Genomic DNA, 22,328 nt, shown 5'->3' on the forward strand with positions numbered 1-22,328 from the left:
TTCAGATCGGTTCAGTTGTAAAGTTTGCCCTGCATACAACGAACATTCCCGCCGGACATGAGAAAATAAATTCTCTGGTGTTCAGTGATGTTTTGCCGAGCGGCTATGAAGTGGATATTGAGGCTACAAAGCAGGCAAGCGCCGACTATGATATCAGCTATGACGCATCGACAAGACGTATGGTCTTTACCGCAAACGCAGCCCTGCTGACCCAGATCAACAGCGATCTGACCAAGACTGCGAAGGTTCCCGCACCGATTGTCACGGGAAAGGTGACAAAAGAGAGTACGACATATGTGAATGATTTTGATCTGACGATCAACAATGTATACTCTGTCAAGTCCAATGTCGTGAAGGTACACACCCCGACTCCGAAGGTGCCGAATCATCCCAACAAGCCTGAGCTGCAGAGACCGAAGACAGGTGATCTGGGGAATCTTCCTATTATGATTCTCTTGCTTCTCGCGTCAGGCGGAGTGCTTGCGGGCACGCTTGTGGTAAAGAGGAAAAAGCAGGCGTAGGAATATAAATATATATGAAGATCTTGAGGTGAACGTACAGGGATCCTGAGGATCGGATTTGAACAGGAGACCCGGCGAAAGTCGGGCCTCCTGCTTTAACAGAGAGAATATCTTTATCACCTATTCATTTAGTTGTGAGAAGTTCGTGATTTCTATATAAAATTACTAGAAAATGTGAACGAACTGTGTTACTCTTTACTCTGAAATGAGCAGATTAAATTTGGTTACTTACGATATGTAAGGAGGTTTTATGAAAGAGAAAGCGAGAATCATCGGCAAGAAGTTGTTTTCGATGATGCTGTCATGCCTCATGGTGATTGTCATGATATTGCCATCGATTCCAGCAAACGCAGCAGGCGGAGTGGACAAATCTGTTACAGATCTGAATTTGGCCCATCTGAGCCTCTATGAGTTCAAGTGCACTCAGGAGAATATGCAGGTTGTGAGCCTGGGTTCGGGTACTTTGGAAGAGCATATTGCGGCAAATGGAAGCTGGAAGAAAAGTACAGTTTTCATGCATAAGTACAATAAAACGCCGCACCAGCAAAACTATGCGGATGCCCTGGAGCTCTTGTTTACCAATGCCGGTGAGGTCAACGGGAAAAAGGTAAATGTCAGAGTGAAGGTGACCCGCCTTCAGCTGAATCCTACAGCATATTATGGGAAGCAGAGCAATTTCAATGATCCGAATGCCGGCGTTCCCTTTTTGACTGTGGATCAAAACTGGGGTACGAGCGGTATTCAGCTTATGGATTATGTTTATCCTAATCATCCCAGTTTTCAAAATAACAATGAGATGTCTTTCAATATCAGAACAGAAGTTACGGCTGCTTTGGAATACGCGGATGGAAGCCCTTCTGATTTGAGATTGACAATGTTGCCCTCAGATATTGATGTAAAACCGGGGAACGCCATAAATCCCACTACTAAGACTTCGTTTAACGAGGGCTTCGGGATACGCAACCTTGATCAAACAATTGACAAAATTGTGTATAACAGAAAAGTGGACCTCAAAGAAGTTGATGAAGCCGATAATTGGCACTGGTGGTACCCGGGGCCGGGTATCACATCAGCCGGGACAAGTGGGGAGGATGAGTCTAACAAGACAGGTTTTGCAGTACGTTCAAAGAACAGCAGCTTAACTTTCGCCTATAATTCCTCCGTACCAAGCGGCGGACTCTTCCGATTCTTTGTCGAGCAGCCTTACCCCGAGACTCCGAAAAAGACGGTTGATAAGCAGGAGGTACCCAAGTCAGTTGGTGAACCCATCAATTATACGGTCACCTATACTGTTCCGAAGCCGGGGAAGGATATTATAGACGATATCAAGTCCCTGAAATTCGCGGATACATTCGACAAGAAGGTTGATTTCAAGGAAGCGATCGTAAAACTTGACGGAAAGACTTTGGTTAAAGGACAGGATTACGAGCTGACCGTTAAACCAGATTATACGGATGGGCAGGATTATACGGAAATTAATATCATAAACAAGAGCCTGTTCGGAAGGAATCAAGGCGGTAAGGTTTATGAAATCACCTATAAGACCGAGACGAATCAGAATGTGTTAGCCGAAGGCGAAAACAAGATCGTAAACTCGGGCGCCAAGATGTATTTTGACAATGTGCCGATTCACGCCAACACAGTTAATACCAAGGTTCTTCCGCCGACCAAGCCCAAAAAGGAAGTCTTTGATCCGAAAGACACATCGACAAGTATTGATGGAAATGTGGTCAAGGGAGGAGCAGAGCTTCTATACAAGATAAGCTACACGAATACGATAGGGAGAGCAGAGGACGTTACGATTACGGATGCTGTCCCTGAGCATACGAAGTATGTGGCAGGCTCCGCTGACAATGGCGGAACAGAGGAAAATGGCGTTATCACCTGGAAAAAGCAGGCTCTCGGAAATGGCGAGACGTTTACAGTGACCTTCAAGGTAAAAGTAGATGAGGATATCAATGGAAAGCCTGTGGATAATCAGGCGAAGGTGATTGCGGGAAAGAATAAGTTCGATACCAATAAGACCCATAACCCGACTCCGACCGAGCCAAAGAAGGATGTCTTCAGCGGAAACGATACAACCAGTATTAACGGGAAGGCAGTCCAGCCCGGACAGGAGCTTCGCTACGAGCTGACCTACACCAACACGACGGGGACCAAGCAGACCGTGACCTTCACGGATAAGATTCCCCAGTACACGACCTTCGTATCCGCGGAAGATGGCGGACAGGAGTCTGGAGGAACCATCACCTGGACCAAGGAAGTGGAGAACGGCCAGACTGTCACCGTAAGCTTTAAGGTTAAGGTTAACGACGACGTCAACGGAAATCCCGTGGACAACCAGGGGCATGTCAAGGACGGCGTGAATGAGTATGACACCAACACGACACATAACCCGACTCCAAAGGTACCGGATCAGCCGAAGAAGCCAGAGAATCCGACGCCTCATAATCCGGGCAAGCCTGGCTTGCAGAAGCCGAAGACAGGCGACAGCGGCAATCTCCCGCTGATGATGTTCTTACTGATTACATCAAGCGGAGTACTTGCAGGCGCCCTTGTCAAAAAGAGGAAAAAGCAAGCGTAGGGAATCATTGACCTGTGAAGATCTCAAAGATCTGATTTAAAAGGAAGAACCATCGAGTTGCAGATGACTCGATGGTTCTTCCTTGTTTTCGCTTATGAATACTTCTGACGTGCATTCGGACAGCCTTTTCGCGTATGTGGACATAAAAATACCCGGCAGGCATTTGCCTGCCGGGCCCATATTATATTTATAGTTATTTTCGACCTTCAAATGCAGCTGTTTTTTAGTCGCAGATGGTCTTCTCGGTCTCCAGATCGAAGAAGTGAGCCTTCTCCATATCCAGAGCGAAGGTTGCCTCCTGGCCCTGACGAATGCTGGTGTTGGGGTTGACACGGGCGGTCATCTGTACGCCGCCGAAATCAAAGTAGAGGAAGACCTCAGCGCCAAGAAGCTCATATACACGGATGCTTGCCTTGATGACGTCGTTCTGGTTGACTCCCTCAGCGTAGTTGGCATCGTAGATGTCCTCGGGACGGATGCCCATCTTGACCTGCTTGCCGGCGTAAGCCTTCAGCTGCGCCTGCTTGTTCTCAGGGATGGTCAGCTCGTGATCACCGACAACGGTCTTGGCAACCAGCTTGCCGTCCTTATCTTCCAGCTTGACATCCATGATGTTCATCTGGGGAGAACCGATAAAGGTTGCGACGAAGAGGTTGGCGGGATGATTGTAGAGGTTCTCGGGAGTATCTGTCTGCTGAACGACACCGGCGCTCATAACGACGATTCTGGTACCGAGGGTCATGGCCTCGGTCTGATCATGGGTTACATAGATGATGGTGGCGCCCAGTCTCGCATGAAGCTTGGCGATCTCAATTCGCATCTGGACACGGAGCTTGGCGTCCAGGTTGGACAGGGGCTCATCCATGAGGAAGACCTTGGGGTTACGCACGATGGCACGTCCCATGGCGACACGCTGTCTCTGACCGCCGGAGAGAGCGGCGGGCTTGCGCTCCAGGAGGGCTTCCAGGTCGAGAATCTTTGCGGCCTCACGGACCTTCTTGTCAATCTCGTCCTTGGGAACCTTGCGGAGCTTGAGACCGAAAGCCATATTGTCATATACGGTCATATGGGGATAGAGGGCGTAGTTCTGAAAGACCATGGCGATATCACGGTCCTTGGGCTCGACGTCATTCATGCGCTTGCCGTCGATCATGAGGTCTCCGGAGGAAATCTCCTCCAGACCTGCAACCATGCGGAGGGTCGTTGACTTACCGCATCCGGAGGGACCGACGAAGATAATGAACTCCTTGTCCTGAATCTCAAGGTTGAAGTCTTTAACGGCCTGGAACCCGTTGGGGTAGACCTTGCAGACATTTTTCAGTGTTACTTCTGACATAGTGTTCTCCTTCTCTATGTGAGCGGACTCTGCCCGCCCGATTTTTATATCTGTCTTCTATTATAGGAAATGTCCTCCCGGCCTCCTATGGGCAGACCGTCGAAAATGGGGGGAGGATTTCGGCAGCTTGCCCAAGGAGGATTTTGCGGAGTCATCGAAGGCATGCATAAATCGGCAGATATAGCCATGATCTGGGGCAAATGTTATACTGTGATTGGCTTTCTGTTTCCGCCATAGGTTTGATCGAGCACCAATAGAGGGGGCAGAACCGGATAAAAGGAGATTAGGCAGTGAACACTTTGATTTACAGGGGCAAGCTGGACCACTATCTGAAGGCCCCGCTCTATGTCATCGTCCTCTTTGTGCTCGGTGACATCGCCCTCTTCTTTCTCAACATCAAGCTGGCTCTTCTGGCGGTACCCTGTATTCTGGTCTATGCCCTGGTGATCTGGGCCTTTTACCGCTGGAACAGAGAACAGCTCAACCGGGAGATTATCAATTTCGCCACCCGTTACGGGACGGTGCAGAAGGAACTGCTGGGCAAGCTGGAAATCCCCTATGCCCTCCTTGACACCAACGGACGATTCCTCTGGCGCAACGAGGCCTTTTTTCAGCTGGCCGGGGAGGACTCTGATTTTCAGAAATCAGTCACCTCTCTCTTTGGAGAGATCAACAAGGACCGGATCGCGGCGATCGGCGAAGATCCTCTGGTCTTTGGCTTAAAGAGCGATCATCATACCTACCGCGCCACCCTGCAGCAGCTGACGATCGATAACTTCAGGGAGAAGAAGGAGGTGACCGGCTCCCTCAACCTCAGCATGGACAGGGTCATCGCCTTCATGCTCTTCGACGAGACCAGGCTGGTGGCCCTGCGTCAGAAGAACATCGATCAGGAGCTTGTGGTTGCCCAGGTCAGCATTGACAACTATGAGGAGACCATCGATTCCGTCGAGGCAGTGCGCCGGGCTCTTCTGGTTGCCCTGATTGACCGCAAGGTCAACAAGTATTTTCAGAGCTCTGACGCTATTGTCCGCAAAAATGATCGGGACAAGTACATCGTTCTCTTCCAGCGCAAATATCTGGCCAAAATGGAAGAAGACCGTTTTTCGATTCTGGAGGAGATCAAAAATACCAAGGCCGGTAATGACAACGAGATCACCCTCTCGATCGGCATCGGTTTGGGCGGCAGGAGCTACACGCAGAACACAGAGTATGCCAGAGCCGCCATGGATCTGGCCCTGGGCCGCGGGGGCTCGCAGGCCGCCATTAAATCCGGGGATGAGATCCGCTATTATGGTATCCGGGGCAGGGAAGTAGAGAAGAATACCCGAGTCAAGGCCCGGGTCAAGGCACAGGCCCTGCGGGAGATTATGACCTCCCGCGATACCATTCTTGTGATGGGCCACAAGATCACAGATATCGACGCCTTCGGAGCGGCGGTCGGCGTCTACGTGGCTGCCAGAGAGCTGGGGAAAGAGGCCAGAATCGTCGTCGATACGGTGACCTCTTCTCTCCGTCCCTTAGTCTCCCTCTTTACAGGAGACCGGGGCTATCCGGAGCACATGATCATCAGCCCGGAGGAGGCTCTGCAGATCGTCGATAAACACACGCTGGTTGTGGTTGTGGACACCAACCGGCCGAACTACACCGTTGCGCCGGACCTGCTCAACCGAACCCGCCATATTGTGGTCTTCGATCACCACCGCCAGGGAGAAGAGGTCGTTCAGAATCCGGTCTTGAGCTACATTGAGCCCTATGCCTCCTCCGCCTGTGAGATGATTGCCGAGGTTTTGCAGTACTTTTCTGAGAAGGTGCAGCTGCGGCCCACAGAGGCGGATTGTATTTACGCGGGCATTTTGATCGATACGGATAACTTTGCGGCCAAGGTGGGGGTTCGGACCTTTGAGGCGGCGGCCTATCTTCGGAGAAATGGCGCCGACGTGATCCGGGTGCGCAAGATGCTTCGCGAGGACATGGCGACCTATAAGGCCAGGGCCCAGGTGGTCCGTGACGCGGAGGTCTATCATGACCACTATGCCGTGGCGATCTGTGAGACGACGGATGTGGAGTCCCCGACGATTGTGGGGGCGCAGGCGGCCAATGAGCTTCTAAACATTGTCGGAATCAAGGCCTCCTTTGTCATTACCGATTACAGAGGCAAGGTCTATATATCCGCCAGATCCATTGATGAGGTGGATGTGCAGAAATTAATGGAGCAGTTGGGCGGCGGAGGCCATCTCAACATTGCAGGAGCTCAGATCCCGGGAGCTGATATTGATGAAGTCAAGCAAGAGCTGATCGGGCTGATTGACGAGCATGTAGATAAAGGAGATTTGTGATGAAGGTAGTATTATTGCAGGATGTGGCCGGGCACGGAAAGAAGGGCGACGTCGTCAATGTCAGTGACGGATATGCCAGGAACGTGCTCATCGCCAAGAAGTGGGGGCTGGAAGCCACTCCGAAGAACTTGAACGACCTGAAGCTTCGGGCCAAAAATGAGGCTAAACTGGCGGCGGAGCATCTGGCCGCCGCCCGGGAGATGGCGGAGGCCATGAAGAGCTGGAAGGTAGAGACCGCGATCAAGACCGGGGAAAACGGCAAGGTCTTTGGCTCTGTCTCCTCCAGGGAGATCGCTGACGAAGTTAAGAAACAGTACGATCAGGACCTCGACAAAAAGAAAATCATCCTGGAGGAGCCCATCCGTTCTCTCGGGATGCATGAGATCAAGGTCAAGCTGCATCCCCAGGTGACGGCGACTCTGCGCGTGCACGTCGGAGAAGCATAAGCTATGGATGAGACACTGACGAAACGGATCATGCCCAACTCTTTGGAGGCGGAGCAGTCTGTCATTGGCTCCATGATTATGGACAGAGAGGCCATTGCCTCTGCCCTGGGGATTCTGACTCCGGAGGATTTCTATCATGAGCAGTACGGGGTTCTCTTCGAGTGCATTGCGGAGCTCTACAATGCGGGGCAGCCGGTCGATGTCGTCACCCTCCAGGACAAGCTCAGACAAAAGGAAGTGCCCCCGGAGCTGTCAAGTCTGGACTATGTGGCGGATCTGGTGGCAGCGGTCCCGGTCTCTGTCAATGTGGCGTCTTACGCCAGGATTGTCAAGGACAAGGCCATGCTGCGCAATATCATTCGGGTGAATCAGGATATCGAGAACGCCTGCTACGAGGGCAAAGAAGAGGCGGCGGTCATTATGGACCGCACAGAGAGGGATATTTTTCACCTGCTGCAGAATCGGGGCGGCACAGACTATGTCCCCATCGACCAGGTAGTCCTGCGCGCTCTTGACAGGATTGAAGCGGCTGCCAGGCAGAAGGGGACGGTCACGGGAATCCCGACCGGCTTTTATGATCTGGATTACAAGACGGCCGGTCTGCAGCCCTCGGACTTGATCCTGATCGCGGCCCGGCCCTCGATGGGCAAGACGGCATTTGCCCTGAACCTGGCCCAGCACATTTGTTTTCATGAGGGCAAGGCGGCGGCGGTCTTCTCCCTGGAGATGAGCAAGGAGCAGCTGGTCAACCGTCTCTTTTCCCTGGAGTCCAGGGTAGACGCGCAGAAGCTTCGCACCGGAAGCCTCCAGGACTTCGAGTGGGAGCAGCTGATCGAGGGGGCCGGCGTGGTCGGCAACTCCAGGATGATCATTGACGATACGCCCGGGATTACGGTTTCAGAGCTTCGCTCCAAGTGCCGCAAGTTAAAGCTGGAGAAGGGACTGGATGTCATTATTATCGACTACCTGCAGCTAATGAGCGGCTCTTCGGGCAGCCGATCTGAGTCCAGGCAGCAGGAGATCTCCGAGATATCCCGCTCGCTCAAGGCAGTGGCCCGCGAGCTGAATGTTCCGGTCATTGCCCTCTCCCAGCTCTCGCGGGCGGTGGAGCAGAGGCCGGACCATCGGCCCATGCTGTCGGATCTGCGAGAGTCCGGGGCGATTGAGCAGGACGCGGATGTCGTCATGTTCCTCTATCGCGATGATTACTACCATCGGGATACGGAGCTCAAGGGGATCTCAGAGGTTATCATTGCCAAGCAGAGAAACGGCCCGATCGGGACGGTCGAGCTGGTCTGGCTGCCTGAGTATACGAAATTTGCCAACAAGGAGCACGACAGGGGCTCATCTACGTGAAGGGGAGATAAAACAAAAGCTACTCCATTATCATGAAAAAGGATCCGGCTTCGTGTGACTGTCTCTTTTCGTCACACGAGGCCGGATTTCTATTATATATCGCTTGCGATGTTGTGCCTGTATCATGCTGCACTTGTACGATGTTATACCTGCCCTATTCGTACTTGTACTATGCAGCATCTGTACCAGCTGTACTTGTACTTCGCCTGTACTAATTGTACCCGTACTTATGTTGCGCCACTACTAGCCATACTTGTATATATGTGCGCTTGCACTATGTTGAGCCTGTGCGATGTTGTACATGTACCAGGCAGCGCATGTATTATGTTGTACCTGTCCTATGCTGTGCCTGTACAATGTTATATCTCGTGTATTAACTCAGGCTTGGGCGGGCTGGGAAGCAGCCTTGGCGGACAGATAGGAATTGATTTCATCGACCAGGTCGTCGGCGTCATAGCCGTGAACCATAGCGGCCTCCGCGATGGTCTCCATCTGGGAAGAGGGGCAGCCCAGGCAGTGCATGCCGATGCTCATCAGAATGGGAGCCAGCTCGGTATCGATCTGCAAGAGCTCTCCGATCATGGTGTCCTTGTTTACGACGGGTGCATTGTTCTCTGCCATTGTTCTACCTCCTGGAAATACTGTACATGTACGGCTGAAGCGACAGCCAGACTGTTCTGAATCATAACACCTGTCCTCTGTCAGGACAAGCTATGAGACTATCTTACATGATTTTACCAGCAAAATCGTTGTATATACAACAAAAAAGATGGAAACGTGATGTAGGTGAATTGCAATCTGAATCAGGCTTTCGTCAATTAGAGACAAGTTATCCGCAGAATCAAAAGCAAAGCGAATGACATGGTCCGCATCCACACCCTGTTCCAGCAAATTGCAACTTTTAGCAATTTTCATTTCCAATACATTGCTTACGCCGGAGAAGATGACAGCTTCATAACCAATCCACACATCATTTCCAATTTCGATATGGCGGTGCACCTTCTCGCTCGTTTCATTGAAATGTTGCCTGGTTTATTTGCTAACTTTTCAATGACTCTGTTGACTCCGTTAATTTTGTTCTCGCCTTGGAGTATAATATTCATTGAATGGAGAATATTATTTTCAATGAGTTGATAATCCGTGAATGCTCCGTTGACATCGGTATCGTCTACGGCAATGAGAAAAACGCCAACGGAAGGGTCAAGCCGGTTGCACGAGAAATCGACTTTATTGCAATTTCCGGTGGTAAAAAGACCTACATTCAGTCCGCCTACGCTTTGGAAACAGAGGAAAAAGCAGTCATCGAGAACAAGCCGTTTTCCTTGACCGGTGATTCCTTCCCGAAAATTATTGTCCGCCATGACATCCGCAAGCGTTGGTATGATGATAAGGGCATCCTCAATATCAGCATCATTGACTTTCTGCTGGACGACTCGCTTGTATAGCTTGCGCTCTATGGAAACAGATGGCCTAGTGGTGCGAATGGTTTACGCCGAGGAGCGCACGTTCCAAACCATGCAGGGTGAAATTGCTGTGGATTGGAAGCGGGGGCTGCCATTTTATCAGTGTGTGCCCTTATGTATGCTGGTCCAATTGTTCCAGTGTAATGCCTTTTATATCATGTAATCGAAAGAAGAGGCACCATTCGCTCCTGTCAATGACACGGAATGTTGTTCCGTCCGGCGCGGTATAATAGCCCACACTCCCCATGCGGTCTGTCTCTCTGCAGCCGCGCTTTAAAAGCTCATCACCAGTCCAGTCATGATCCGTCAAAAATAGCATTCCCTGATCATGTTCTTCAAGTGCGACCATCTTATGAAATAAATTGACCTCCAACACCTGCCAAGGGGTGACTTTCCCCTTTCCATATTGGTGAATACAGATCATCATGTCAATTATTACGATCACGATAAGTGCGAGCAAGATTCCCAAAAGCCATTTTAATCGTTTCTTCACAAACCACTTCCTCCATAAAAGCCATACAAATAGAGACAACAAAAAAATAGTCGCAGTGTCTGAGAATAGAATATAAATTTATTGTATCCTTATAAGTACAGAAAAGTCTACTTTCTAAAAACAGGATATATCAGTCTGGCATAGGTGATATGACAATCAAAGAGGGTTAAGTAGAGCATCAGGAGATTAGGAGATTCCCGACATATCTACAATATACAGGGATTTTTGCTAGGAATAGCTAACAATTGTGTACACAAATTAGTACTTGTCAAGGACATTTTTCAACCATATAATGAGCATACCAACAGGATGGTAGGTTTTAGATGTAAGAGCTTAGTTACAGGAGGTTTTCAAATGGCATACGTTATTTCTGATGATTGTATCAGCTGTGGATCCTGCGAGCCCGAGTGCCCTGTATCCGCAATCAGCGCCGGTGATTCCAAGTACGTCATAGATGAGGATGCTTGCATCTCTTGCGGTTCCTGCGCGGCAGTTTGCCCGGTAGGCGCGCCCGCTGAGGCTTAATTCCCTCATCCAACAGGAAAAGCAAAAAAGACCGCTTCCCCTCGGGGAGGCGGCCTTTTTTGCGCATGGGACAGAGCGAATGGGGAGTTATAGAGTTATAGGACAAAATAGTTGATAGAAGCCTCCTCAATCTCTTTATTTAGAGTTATAGGACAAAATGTGTTGATAGAAACCCCCTCACTCCCTTTATTTACAAGGGATTGAGGGGGGTTCAATCTTTTTTCAGGGAACTTTGAGGGTGGACAAAACGTGCGGACGAAGACCTCTTCGATCTCCTGGGGAAAGGGACTTGAAGGGGGATGCGTATTTTAGCGCCCGGAGCGGAGAGATTGTAATTGGGACAGGGCGTTCTCAGCTAAAATGCATTCAAAGCGCTCAGCGATATAGGCCTCTCCGAATTTAGGGACGTCGAGCAGATTGCCGTATTCGCTTGTGATCGCCTGAACGAGGGAAAAGGTTTCCTGCTGGTCCGAAGGGGAGCTGAGCAGAAGGTAATAGATCCCGTTGTTGAGATCGCGGTAGAGAGAAGAGCTGACCTGATTTGGCTGGGGAATTTTCTGGGCCAGGGATAGAAGATCTTCCAGGCGGTCGATGGCGAAGAGGGCAGTCTTCTCATTTGGGACGCGGGGAGGAATCAGATGGCGGACGGCCTTCTGCGGGTCGGTATCCTGCCCGGCCTTGTGATCGGGGGAGAGGGAGGTCTTTTGATTTTGCTGATAGGCTTCGAGCTCCTGAGGGCTTAATTTGCTGACGATGAGGATGATTTCATCCGCGCTGAAAGGAACAGCCTCAATCATAATAGGGACATCATGGGCGACGAAGTTGAACTTGTACTCGGCCCAGAGCAGGAGCTCACGAAAGAGAGCCTTGGCCCGTTCGCTTCCGTAAGCGAATTCAGACAGTCTGATCCCTCTGCGCTCCAGGTCGGAGCGGGAAATATGGAAGCGAACCTGTCTGTCACTGAGCTTCTCGATCTTCATAAAACCTCCTGCCGTTAGTTCGTGCGATTTATTATAGTAAGAATTTTAAGAATTCGCAATGATGCAGGATTCCCGTCAAACGCTTAGCAGGATAGAGTTAATTTTGTCATGATAAGGAGAGATGCCTTTTGAGCGCTTGCCATAGCAGAGCGGAAATGCTATCTATAGGATAGAAAGAAGCCCAGGCGAGAAGAAGGACTTATCTTTCCCCTTCGGGGATAGGGAAGAGGGATTCCTCGGCCGACAGCAGAGCACACTGCTTTTTCCGGCATTTCCCGAATTATCAGCGAAGCCAAAATCATGGATGGCTGTCCTCTGACACAAGAAGGCGGGGACAGTCGGCGAAAACAAGCCTTGATCCTTTTTCTCGCGCGTCTGATTCCTCTGCGCTCGATTTACGCATATACCACAGATTAAGAGCTGCGGAGGGAATCGCTCTCACACAGATCCATGCAGCGAACAAAGTGGACAGGCAGGTGAGAATCCGCGGTCAAGGGAGATCCGGGAGCGGACAGATGGGGCGTCAAGGCGCCGAAGGCAGTTCGGAGAGAGGGGGCTATCGGGGAAATAAAAGGGAAATATATTGTAGCTGTAAATGATACAGGTGCCCGGTGCATCATCTTGCGACACCTGTGACAAGGAGCCGGCGGCTACGGAGAGCCGATCGGCGCGAAAGAATACATATCTGTCACGAAAGGCATTCTGAGAGATACCCTGGATCATCTACGGGGTGTCTCTCTTATGATATAATGAATTCGATTTGTTGTGTGATTTTCGGCTCTGAGGTGTGAGATGAAGAAGAAAAAGAAGAGAATACCCCTGGCGCTGATTTTACTGCTTGTGATTGTCCTGCTCGGGATCGTCATTTTCCTGGTCGTGCGCTATCGGCCGGGTAAAGAGCATTTGAGCCTGAATACCTTTTTTGGAGTGGACGGGGAGGAAGACGGCGCGGTGATTGCCAACGGCAATCTGATCAGTACAGATGACAAGGCACCTGCCGCCAAGCTGGTCAACGGAACGACCTATGTCCGCTGGAGCCTGCTTCACGACCATCTTGACGACGGCTGGGTCTATGACGCAAGCGAGGGGATTCTCCGCTATGCCACGGATAAGAATCTGATCAGCGTTAATCTCTCTGACTCCAATTATATGGAAGATAAGAATTCCAAGAGCTGGTCCGCCCCCATCGTCATCGTCTCCGACAATAAGACCTATGTGGCTTTGGATTTTGTCAAGCAGTTCACGGACCTGACCTACACCGTCGCCAATCAGCCCAACCGGCTGGCGATCTGGACAGCCGGGACGGCAGTGAAGACCGGCAGCTTAAACGGGGCGGAGGGGATTCGTCGCAAGGCGGGAATTAAGAGTCAGATTCTGGAGGACGGAAAGAGCGGAGATTCTCTTACTATTGTGCAGGAGCTGGACGGCTGGTATCAGGTGGTCACTGCGGACAATGTCATCGGCTGTGTCCGCAAGAGTAAGGTCAGCGGGGTCAAGGACTCCAAAATCGAGGCAAATCTGCCGGAGCGCCAGTACAGCCACAGGATTTTAGATCAGAAGATCCAGCTGGCCTGGCATCAGGTAACCTCGACTGCGGGCAATGCCAGCATGTCCAATCTCCTGGCCAACACCAGCGGAATCAATGTGATCTCCCCCACCTGGTTCTCCCTCAAGGACAATGGGGGCAACTTAAACGACTATGGCAGCAGCGACTATGTGACCAAGGCGCACAGCGAAAATGTCGCCGTCTGGGGTCTGGTCAGCAATCTGGCTTCCAAGGGGGTCGACACCAAGACCGTCTTGAATACGACGTCCGCCAGGGACAATCTGGTCAACGGTCTGATCGCGGCCGCGATCCGCTACAATCTGGACGGAATCAATGTAGATATCGAGTCTCTGCCGACAGAGGCGGCGGATGGCTACATTCAATTCATCAGAGAGTTATCCCTCAAGGCGCATGCCAATAATCTGGTCGTCTCCGTCGACAATTACACGCCGAGTGCCTCCAGTCTTCACTACAATCGGGCCGAGCAGGCTAACTACGCGGACTATAATGTGATCATGGCCTATGATGAGCACTGGGCCACGGACAAGACCGCGGGCAGCAATTCTTCGATCGACTATGTCAAAAAGGCAGTTTCCGCCACGTTAGAGACGACGCCTGCCCGGCAGGTGATCCTGGCTCTCCCGCTCTACACCAGGGCCTGGACGACGAAGAGCGATGGAAGCGTGTCCAGTCAGGCTGTCGCCATGAAGGACCAGGACGCCCTTTTGGCCCAGAATAAGGTTGTGGCCAGCTGGAATGAGGAGCTGGGGCAGAGCACAGCCTCCTGGAAGGACGCTGATGGCAACAAGGTGGAGATCTGGCTGGAGAACGCCGACTCGATCGCGAAGAAGATGGAGGTTTATCGGAACAATCCGCTGGGGGGCGTCGCCTTCTGGAAGCTGGGGATGGAGCCGTCTTCCATCTGGCAGACGGTCAGCGCCGGTAAATAGGATGTCGGGACGACGGAGGAAATAGGATGCCGGGGGAGACGGCAAATGAAGTGAATGAAAGCGAAGAGAGTGAGGATCCCGTTTGGAGACAAGACAGTTTCGGGCCATGCCCGGAGATGATTTGAAGGAGATTCTGAGAGAGCCGGGGGAGATTCTGCGCGAGGGAGGCCTGGTGGCCTTTCCCACAGAGACCGTATATGGCCTGGGAGGAGACGCGGAGAATGCCGAATCCTCCAGGAAGATCTATGCGGCCAAGGGGCGGCCTTCGGACAATCCTCTGATCGTGCATATCGCGGATTTCTCCCAGATGGAGGCCATTGCCCAGGAGCTTGCCCCTCAAGTGAGGATCCTGGCGGACGCTTTCTGGCCGGGTCCGCTGACCATGATTGTCAGAAAGAATGACCGGATCCCCCTGGAGACTACGGGCGGGCTTGACACCGTGGCAGTGCGCATGCCCTCTCACCCGGTCGCGCGCCAGCTGATTCTCTCCAGCGGCTGTATGATCGCAGCGCCGAGCGCGAACAGCTCCGGCCGTCCCTCGCCCACACGAGCGGAGCATGTGGCAGACGATCTGTCAGGCAAGATCGACGCGATCATTGACGGGGGGCCGGTGGAAATCGGCCTGGAGTCCACGATTGTGGACCTGTCTGAGGGGATCCCGACCGTGCTCCGTCCCGGCTATATCAACCTGCGGATGCTGGAGGAGGTTCTGGGACAGGATCATGTCCGAATGGATCCCGGACTGATGGAAGAGAATGTCAGCGCCAGGCCCAAAGCGCCCGGAATGCGCTATAAGCACTATGCGCCCAGAGGAGATCTGAAGATTGTTGAGGGGGCGGCTGACGATGTGGTTGAGACCATCAACCGCCTGAGCGCGGAGGCAATCGCGGCGGGGAGCAAGGTCGGCGTTATCGCAAGCACTGAGACTAGAAGCCGCTATCTCTATGGGGATATTGTTGAGATCGGACCGCGCAGCGACGAGGAGGAGATCGCCCGCCACCTCTTTGGCGTCCTCCGGCATTTTGATGACCAGGGCATAGAGATCATCTACTCGGAGGCCTTTGACACCCCACAGATGGGGACGGCCATTATGAACCGCCTGATCAAGGCGGCGGCCCACCAGTTGATTCTGGCGGCGAGGAGGGTGACGAGGGTGATCTTCGTCTCCGGCCGCGGCGTGTGCCGGGCTCCCATGGCGGCGGAGCTGCTGCGCAGGCAGGAGCTGACTCGACCGATTGAGATTTTCGCCCGGGGGAGGGTGGCCCTCTTTCCGGAACCGGTCAATCAGAAGGTCCAGGCAGTTCTGCAGGGCAAGGGAATCGAATTGGCGGACTATGAGTCCGAGCCCCTGAAGAATGAGGAGATCACAGATTCGACCCTGGTCTTTACCATGGACGCCGGGCAGAGAACGGAGATTATCAGGCGTTTCGCGAATGCCGATGAGGACAATACCTATGTCCTCTCCGCCTATGTGGGAGATGAATTGGATATCCTCAATCCCTATGGGGGGAACCTGCAGCAGTATGGCCTTTGCTTTGAAGTCCTGAATCAGACGATCGGGAAGCTGGCGGCCAAGCTCAATGAGCTGGCGGTAAGTCTGCCCGAGAGCAAAGAAGCATAGAAAGAAGAAGCATAAAATAAGAAAGAAGAGAGTGAGCAGGAGAGCGAGGCCGCGGTTCACGACGAGCGGATTTATGATGAGGGGACAGGGACACGCGGGAAACCCATGTGTCATGGATCAAGCGGACGATCGGGTACAATGGGGCAGGCGGCTGATCGGATGTAATGGGTCAGGTGGACGATCGAATGCAAGGGGTCAGGCGGCCGACGACAGAGGAAAGAATATGAGCAGTAAACGCGAGGATTACATCAGTTGGGATGAGTATTTTATGGGAGTGGCTGCCCTGGCCGGCATGCGGTCCAAGGACCCCAATACCCAGGTGGGGGCCTGCATTGTGAGCTCGCAGAATAAAATTCTCTCCATTGGCTACAACGGCCTTCCCATCGGCTGCTCCGATGACGAGTTTCCCTGGAACCGGGAGGGAAATCCCCTGGATAACAAATATTTCTACACAACTCACAGCGAGCTCAATGCCATCTTAAATTACCGGGGAGGAAGCCTGGAGGGGACCAAGATGTATGTCACCCTCTTTCCCTGCAATGAGTGCGCCAAGGCCATTATCCAGGCGGGGATCAAGGAGATCATCTTCAAGACCGACAAGTACGCGGATACACCGTCGGTCATTGCCTCCAAGCGCATGCTCAAGGCGGCGGGGATCAGCTGCAGGCGCTATCTGCCCTCGGGCAGGAGGGTTGAGATTGACCTCTGAGTTTTTTGGAAAATCGCAGGCTTCAGGGAAAATGATGTGTGAGGACCAGATATCCGAACAGAAGATTAGCAGGTTGTCGGGGAAGATACCTGAACAGAGACCCGAGCAGAATATATTGAGTCGGACTCCTATTGTGTGGATGGGGGCCCTGATTTCCTGCGCCCTGTGGGGAGGGGCTTTCCCAGCCATTAAAATCGGCTATGGATTCTATGGAATCAAGGCGTCGGCGACAGGAGACCAGATCTTGTTCGCGGGCTTTCGCTTTATTCTGGCGGGAATTTTTGCCATTGCGATCGGAAGCCTGCTCTACCGGAGGCTGCTCTTTCCCGGAAGAGGAATGTGGGGCAAGATCCTCAAGCTCTGTCTTTTGCAGACGGTGGGACAGTATTTTTTCTTCTACCTGGGGCTGGCGCACAGTAGCGGGGTCTCGGCCTCTATCATACAGGCGAGTAGTGTTTTTGTCGCCCTTTTTGTGGCAAGCGCCCTCTTTCACCAGGAGCGAATGACCCGGCGCAAGCTGCTTGGCAGCGCTCTCGGCTTCTCCGGAGTTCTTCTGCTGAATCTGGCCGGACTGCTGATTGCCCTGCTGGGAGGAGGGGGCGCACAGGCAGTGGTCGGCTCCGGATCTTCCCTGGCGGGCCAGCTCGCCGTATTCGCGTCGACGGTCATGTACGCTTTCTCATCTGTTTTTCTCAAGGAGTATTCCAGGGAGGAACTGCCCTTTACACTAAGCGGCTATCAGTTTTTTCTGGGCGGAATCCTGCTCTGCCTGGCGGGGTGCTTGATGGGAGGCAGCCCGACAGTCCTCTTGGGACAAATGGAGGGGGCAGGACTGGGGATTCTCCTGCTCCTGGCGGGCATCTCTGCGGTGGCTTATTCGCTCTGGGGTCAGCTGCTCAAGTACAATCCCGTCTCCAAAGTGGCGGTCTTCGGTTTTATGACGCCTGTCTTTGGCGTGATCTTCTCCACGATTTTTCTCCAGGAGAAGCAGGGGGCGGGTTGGCCTGTCATTCTGCTCTCTTTAATCCTGGTCTGCGCAGGGACAATCCTGGCCCAGAGCAAGGTTTGAAATCAAGAGGATCTTTGCGATATGATTGCATCAATGAGACGAGCACATAGACAGTAGACAGGCTTTTGCAAAAGAAGGGCTGAACTGAGGTGAGGGATGCGGAAAATCAATTCACTGAGTGATATCCGGGAGATGCGTCTCTTGAAGAGAGGGAAAAAGCGTCTGATCAAGCTGGTTTACGGCAGAACCTTCATTATGTCTGCGCTGATCATCCTGCAGATCCTCTTTGTGGTTGCCCTTGTGGATACCTTAAATCGCTACGGCCCTTATATGTATATGTTCTCTATGGCCGTCACCGTCATATCGGTTCTGCATATTTTCAACAGCGACAGCGATCCGAGCGTCAAGCTCTCCTGGCTGCTTTTTGTCGCGGTCGGAAGCCCCTTCGGGGCGCTCTTCTATGTATATGTGAGAAGTGATGTCGGCCACCGGAGACTGAAGAAGCAAATTTCCAGGATTTTGAAATACACGAGTCAGGCACAGCCTGACATGTCCCTGGCCATGAAGGCGATTGAAGACTGCCGACCCGAGAGAGCGGCCTTTGCCCATTATATGAACGACACCTGTGGCTATCATCCCTATCCGGTCACGAACCTCAAGTACTATCCTCTGGGCGATGACTTCCTCCCGGATTTCCTGGAGGACCTGTCCTCTGCCAGGCATTTTATCTTCCTGGAGTATTTCATTGTCTCTGAGGGGCAGATGTGGGGCAAGATCCTCTACATTCTCTCGCAAAAGGTCAAGGAGGGGGTGGAGGTCCGTCTCATGTATGACGGGACCAATGAATTTACCAACCTTCCCCATAATTATCCGGCCATGCTGGAGAAGCTGGGCATCGCCTGCCGCATCTTTGATCCGGTGAGGCCCTTCGTCTCCACGGAGTACAATTACCGTGACCATCGCAAGATCGCGGTCATCGACGGGAAAACGGCCTATACGGGAGGGCTCAATCTGGCGGATGAGTATATCAACGCGACCCACCCCTACGGGCACTGGAAGGATGTGGCTATTCGCAGCTATGGAGACGGGGTCGCCACCTTTACCCGCCTCTTCCTGGAGTCCTGGAATTATCAGGCGAATAAGCCTATGCCGGAGGAGAACCGCTATATCGAGGCCTCAGCCCTCTACGGCCTTCTGGGGACAGAGGGAGATCGGATTGTTGAGGATGGCTTTGTCATCCCCTATGCGGATAACCCTCTGGACGGAGAGCGGATGGGAGAACAGGTCTACCTGGATATTCTTCAGACCGCCTCTGACTACGTCTATATCATGACCCCCTATCTGATTCTGGACGAAACGATGGTCAATGCCCTGACTTACGCGGCCAAGCGAGGGATCGACGTCAGGATTATTCTGCCCCATATTCCGGACAAGCGCTACGCCTTTGCGCTGGCCAAGACCCATTATCGGGAGCTTCTTGAAGCCGGCGTCAAAATTTATGAGTATACGCCGGGATTTGTACACGCCAAGGTCTTCGTCAGCGATGACAGAAGGGCGACGGTCGGGTCCATCAATCTGGATTACCGATCCCTCTATCACCACTTCGAGGTGGGACTCTATGTGGATGGAAACCGGGTGATCGGGGATATTCTTGAGGATTTTCAAAAGACCCTGGACAAATGTCAGCAGATATCCCTGGAGGATACCCGGGCCGGAGGCTTCCGCAACCGCTTTGACCGGGCCCTGGGGGCGGTGTTCAAGCTGCTTGCCCCTATGCTCTAGGGTCGGTTTACAAATCGGCTGGGATGGACCAAAATAAGGTTTAGGTAACTTCCAAAAGGAGGGACGAATATGGGCGTGTTAGAAGAGATTGAGACCAATATATCCAGGGCGATTGACTCTGCGACGGACAACGCGGATGCGGCCATTGAAGTGGCCAAGAAGGCGGCCACTGGGGCGATTCATGTCACGGACGGAGCTGTCAGTAAGGCGGGAGAGATCGCCAAAAAGTACAAGCTGGATGAGGCGGCGGCGTCTGCGGCCAAATCCGTGGGACAGATGGTGGAAGAGGTATCAAAGAAGTATCCTCTGGCAGGCAGAGCCGTGGAGCTCGGAAGGAGCGCCATGGATGTCGCCGGTGAGGTGAGCAGCGACATCATGGAGAGCGGCTTCAACAAGTCCGATCTGGAGCGCGACCGTTTTATGCTTCGAGGCAAGCTGGCGGAACAGGGCTACGACTGCTGGCGGCAGTTCTTTACCGGGCACAATGCGGCTACCGGCGAGGAGAAGAGCTTTTTCCTCTGCTTCTTCGCGATCAATCCGGCTCTGGGAACAGATTCCGCCATTCTGGGACAGAGCGAAGAGACGCAGAGCAAGGGGATTAAGCCCTCCTATCTCATGGTCAAGGCTGGGGTCTGGGGAGAAGACCCGAAGCAGTTGAACCGCTTCTTCCCCTGGAAGAAAGTCAGCATGAATGAGGGGGCTCCCTTCTCAATCAGCGCGGACAACTGTTTCCTCAGCGAGACCAGAAGTCTGGGGAGGGTCTGTCTGCGGCCGGAGGAGGTCAAGGCACACCCGGAGTGGATGAGCGACGCCGGTGATTTGATCTGGGATTTGCACATCGACAAGAAGATCGCCTTTAATATCGGTTATGGCGCGGGGAAAGCTATGCGCGACCAGGAGGCTCTGCAGATGCTCTGGCACGCGGAAGGGATGAAGACTGCCTATGAGGGACGAGTCGTCTATAACGGGCAGATTTACATGGTCCGCCCGGAGACCTCGTTTGGCTACGCGGATAAAAATTGGGGCAGTGATTTTACCAGGCCGTGGATCTGGCTGGCCTCCAATGATCTGACTTCGAAGATCAGCGGAGACAAGCTGAGTAATTCCGCCTTTGCCATTGGAGGGGGCAAGCCAAGGATCGGCAATCTGGAAGTGGAAAATGGCCTGCTCGGCGCCATCTGGCATGAGGGAGAAGCCTATCAGTTCAACTTCTCTCATGTCTGGACTTTGACCAAGACCCGCTACAAGGTCAAGGTGGGGAAGGACTATATTCGCTGGCGCCTGATCCAGGAGACCCCCCTGTCCAAGATGTACACGGATATTCAATGTCCCAGGAAGGATATGGTCCAGCTCAGCTATGAGACCCCGGGCGGTCAGATCCGTCATGACAAATTCTGGTGCGGAGGCACGGGGACGGGCAGCATAAAGCTCTACCGCAAGTCCCTCAAGAAGGATTGGAAGTGGGAGCTGGTCGATGAGATTGAAGCGGCTCATGTGGGATGCGAATACGGAGATTAAGCTTGCGGAAGGCAAATGCTTGTACTCTGACATATCTGTCGGCACAGGGGTATCCCTTGTGAGGTGAATGACGCGTTGCTTGCCCTGTAATTGCTTTATAAGAAACCTGGCATCGGGGACCTGCCTGCGCTGGTGAAACTTGCAATTTGGGCACGGAAAGAAGGGGGTGTGGACATTTTTTAGACAGCCACACCCAACTCCTTTCCATACTGAAGAGGACTGAGCCCTCCGAGTGTTGATTTGATCTGTGCAGTACCAGCGAATATAACTGTCGATCTCATATCTTCGATATTCTGTTAATGGTCCTTATAGTGCTCTCCGCACTGAATGATGGTAATCTGATATTCATCAGCCTCAAAAATGATGCGGTTCTTCTTGTCAATTCTGACGCTGGCAAAACCTGCAAAATCGCCTTTCAGCATCTCCACCTGGCCATAGGATGCATTATAGCCATTCCGCATTACATCTTTAATCAGATTATTGACCTTTTTCAGCAGGGCCTTATCAGATTGAATCTCCGCATATTCCTTCCAGGCATCGGACTGCCAAAGCAAGTTCCGCATAATCAGTCCTCTGTCAGATCATGATGAACAGCATTTCCCTTCCTGACATCGCTGATTCTGCGCTTAAGTTCTGCAGCCTCAGCTGGAGTCAACCCATTCTCGTCACGAAGAGAAAAACTCATTCCCTGATTTCTGACTGCCTGTCTCACAAGTGCAAGAGTCGCAGAAGACATTGTAAGGCCAAGAGAATCACATAATGAGCTGTATTCTTCTCTGGTCTTTTTATCCACCTTGAATGTAAAATTTGTCATATCAGCTGTTATTGCCATATAGATCACCTCCTGCATCCTCACTATAGCCTAATTGTGCGTGCTTTTCAAGTACTTTTCGTGTGCTTAATAAGTGCTGTTTTAATGCCCAAAATATCCGAATACCACAAGAGGATGAAATGTAGCTTGAGAATCCCGTTTGTAAGCGGAGACTCCCGTTTGGTAAATAAGAGGTGATATTCTGTAACCGAGAATCCCGATTTGTAAATGAAAATCCCGTTTTGTAATCAAGAATCCCAGATTTTAATAATCAATGGGCATGCTATAATGACTCCAGACCAAATTTCTGCATAGCAAACAGAGATCGAATCACGCTCG

General features: G+C 52.2%; 19 protein-coding genes and 1 pseudogene. 13 read left to right on the forward strand and 7 right to left on the reverse strand.

Features of this window, described 5'->3' with window-relative positions; all coding sequences use genetic code 11:
- Positions 1-521, forward strand: a pseudogene (locus HMPREF1508_RS10445) (GbpC/Spa domain-containing protein); the annotation flags it as partial.
- Between the two features lie 250 nt (positions 522-771).
- Positions 772-3,105 carry an Sgo0707 family adhesin gene (locus HMPREF1508_RS09185; RefSeq protein ID WP_049906964.1) on the forward strand — a complete coding sequence of 778 codons (2,334 nt, stop codon included), beginning with the start codon at positions 772-774 and terminating at the stop codon, positions 3,103-3,105.
- 223 nt (positions 3,106-3,328) lie between these two features.
- On the opposite strand, the gene HMPREF1508_RS09190 is transcribed toward HMPREF1508_RS09185, so the two are convergent.
- Entirely contained in the window at positions 3,329-4,441 is a 1,113-nt protein-coding gene (locus tag HMPREF1508_RS09190) for an ABC transporter ATP-binding protein (protein ID WP_044961385.1), read from the reverse strand.
- A 290-nt stretch (positions 4,442-4,731) separates the two neighbouring features.
- Between HMPREF1508_RS09190 and HMPREF1508_RS09195 the strand changes: the two genes are divergently transcribed.
- Genes HMPREF1508_RS09195 through dnaB form a run of 3 tightly spaced genes read left to right on the forward strand, consistent with a single transcriptional unit; the run spans position 4,732 to position 8,582 of the window.
- Entirely contained in the window at positions 4,732-6,780 is a 2,049-nt protein-coding gene (locus tag HMPREF1508_RS09195; RefSeq protein ID WP_044961388.1) for a DHH family phosphoesterase, read from the forward strand.
- Entirely contained in the window at positions 6,780-7,226 is a 447-nt protein-coding gene (gene rplI, locus HMPREF1508_RS09200; RefSeq protein ID WP_044961390.1) for a 50S ribosomal protein L9, read from the forward strand. Before HMPREF1508_RS09195 ends, rplI begins: the two co-directional genes overlap by 1 nt.
- 3 nt (positions 7,227-7,229) lie before the next feature.
- Positions 7,230-8,582 (forward strand): replicative DNA helicase, encoded by a 1,353-nt coding sequence (gene dnaB, locus HMPREF1508_RS09205; protein WP_044961391.1) that lies wholly within the window; start codon positions 7,230-7,232, stop codon positions 8,580-8,582.
- Between the two features lie 378 nt (positions 8,583-8,960).
- On the opposite strand, the gene HMPREF1508_RS09210 is transcribed toward dnaB, so the two are convergent.
- Both HMPREF1508_RS09210 and HMPREF1508_RS09215 read right to left on the reverse strand, forming a co-directional pair.
- Complete coding sequence (locus HMPREF1508_RS09210; protein WP_006906538.1) at positions 8,961-9,203, reverse strand: DUF1858 domain-containing protein; 243 nt, start codon at positions 9,201-9,203, stop codon at positions 8,961-8,963.
- 90 nt (positions 9,204-9,293) lie between these two features.
- Positions 9,294-9,551 (reverse strand): hypothetical protein, encoded by a 258-nt coding sequence (locus HMPREF1508_RS09215; RefSeq protein WP_198015644.1) that lies wholly within the window; start codon positions 9,549-9,551, stop codon positions 9,294-9,296.
- Positions 9,552-9,688: 137 nt separating this feature from the next.
- Between HMPREF1508_RS09215 and HMPREF1508_RS09220 the strand changes: the two genes are divergently transcribed.
- Positions 9,689-10,027 (forward strand): hypothetical protein, encoded by a 339-nt coding sequence (locus tag HMPREF1508_RS09220; RefSeq protein ID WP_044961395.1) that lies wholly within the window; start codon positions 9,689-9,691, stop codon positions 10,025-10,027.
- A 130-nt stretch (positions 10,028-10,157) separates the two neighbouring features.
- Here HMPREF1508_RS09220 and HMPREF1508_RS09225 read toward each other — a convergent pair whose 3' ends face one another.
- The gene (locus HMPREF1508_RS09225) at positions 10,158-10,538 is read right to left on the reverse strand and encodes a hypothetical protein (RefSeq protein ID WP_044961396.1); all 381 of its coding nucleotides are present in this window, start codon (positions 10,536-10,538) and stop codon (positions 10,158-10,160) included.
- A 354-nt stretch (positions 10,539-10,892) separates the two neighbouring features.
- On the opposite strand from HMPREF1508_RS09225, the gene HMPREF1508_RS10045 reads away from it, so the two are divergent.
- Positions 10,893-11,063 (forward strand): DUF362 domain-containing protein, encoded by a 171-nt coding sequence (locus HMPREF1508_RS10045; protein ID WP_084640335.1) that lies wholly within the window; start codon positions 10,893-10,895, stop codon positions 11,061-11,063.
- A gap of 308 nt (positions 11,064-11,371) precedes the next feature.
- Here HMPREF1508_RS10045 and HMPREF1508_RS09755 read toward each other — a convergent pair whose 3' ends face one another.
- Positions 11,372-12,043, reverse strand: a complete 672-nt coding sequence (locus HMPREF1508_RS09755; protein WP_049906965.1) for an adaptor protein MecA — start codon at positions 12,041-12,043, stop codon at positions 11,372-11,374.
- A 792-nt stretch (positions 12,044-12,835) separates the two neighbouring features.
- On the opposite strand from HMPREF1508_RS09755, the gene HMPREF1508_RS09235 reads away from it, so the two are divergent.
- From HMPREF1508_RS09235 to HMPREF1508_RS09760, 6 genes are all read left to right on the forward strand, one after another.
- A complete protein-coding gene (locus HMPREF1508_RS09235; RefSeq protein WP_044961397.1) occupies positions 12,836-14,539 on the forward strand; it encodes a glycosyl hydrolase family 18 protein in 1,704 nt (567 codons plus the stop codon).
- 82 nt (positions 14,540-14,621) lie between these two features.
- On the forward strand, positions 14,622-16,160 hold the full coding sequence (locus HMPREF1508_RS09240) for an L-threonylcarbamoyladenylate synthase (RefSeq protein WP_044961398.1): 1,539 nt from the start codon (positions 14,622-14,624) through the stop codon (positions 16,158-16,160).
- 223 nt (positions 16,161-16,383) lie between these two features.
- Positions 16,384-16,869, forward strand: a complete 486-nt coding sequence (locus HMPREF1508_RS09245) for a deoxycytidylate deaminase (protein ID WP_044961400.1) — start codon at positions 16,384-16,386, stop codon at positions 16,867-16,869.
- A gap of 115 nt (positions 16,870-16,984) precedes the next feature.
- Positions 16,985-17,938: a DMT family transporter gene (locus HMPREF1508_RS09250; protein WP_330365344.1), complete on the forward strand. Its 954-nt coding sequence runs from the start codon at positions 16,985-16,987 to the stop codon at positions 17,936-17,938.
- Between the two features lie 96 nt (positions 17,939-18,034).
- The gene (locus tag HMPREF1508_RS09255; RefSeq protein WP_044961401.1) at positions 18,035-19,660 is read left to right on the forward strand and encodes a phospholipase D-like domain-containing protein; all 1,626 of its coding nucleotides are present in this window, start codon (positions 18,035-18,037) and stop codon (positions 19,658-19,660) included.
- A gap of 69 nt (positions 19,661-19,729) precedes the next feature.
- Positions 19,730-21,178, forward strand: a complete 1,449-nt coding sequence (locus tag HMPREF1508_RS09760) for a tocopherol cyclase family protein (protein ID WP_049906966.1) — start codon at positions 19,730-19,732, stop codon at positions 21,176-21,178.
- Between the two features lie 296 nt (positions 21,179-21,474).
- Here HMPREF1508_RS09760 and HMPREF1508_RS09265 read toward each other — a convergent pair whose 3' ends face one another.
- A complete protein-coding gene (locus tag HMPREF1508_RS09265) occupies positions 21,475-21,741 on the reverse strand; it encodes a Txe/YoeB family addiction module toxin (protein ID WP_006906524.1) in 267 nt (88 codons plus the stop codon).
- A 2-nt stretch (positions 21,742-21,743) separates the two neighbouring features.
- Positions 21,744-22,028, reverse strand: a complete 285-nt coding sequence (locus HMPREF1508_RS09270; protein ID WP_242834545.1) for a type II toxin-antitoxin system RelB/DinJ family antitoxin — start codon at positions 22,026-22,028, stop codon at positions 21,744-21,746.
- Positions 22,029-22,328: the final 300 nt, after the last annotated feature.

Origin of the sequence: Shuttleworthella sp. MSX8B (assembly GCF_000524295.1) — a bacterium.
In the GTDB taxonomy this organism is placed as follows: domain Bacteria; phylum Bacillota; class Clostridia; order Lachnospirales; family Lachnospiraceae; genus Shuttleworthia; species Shuttleworthia satelles.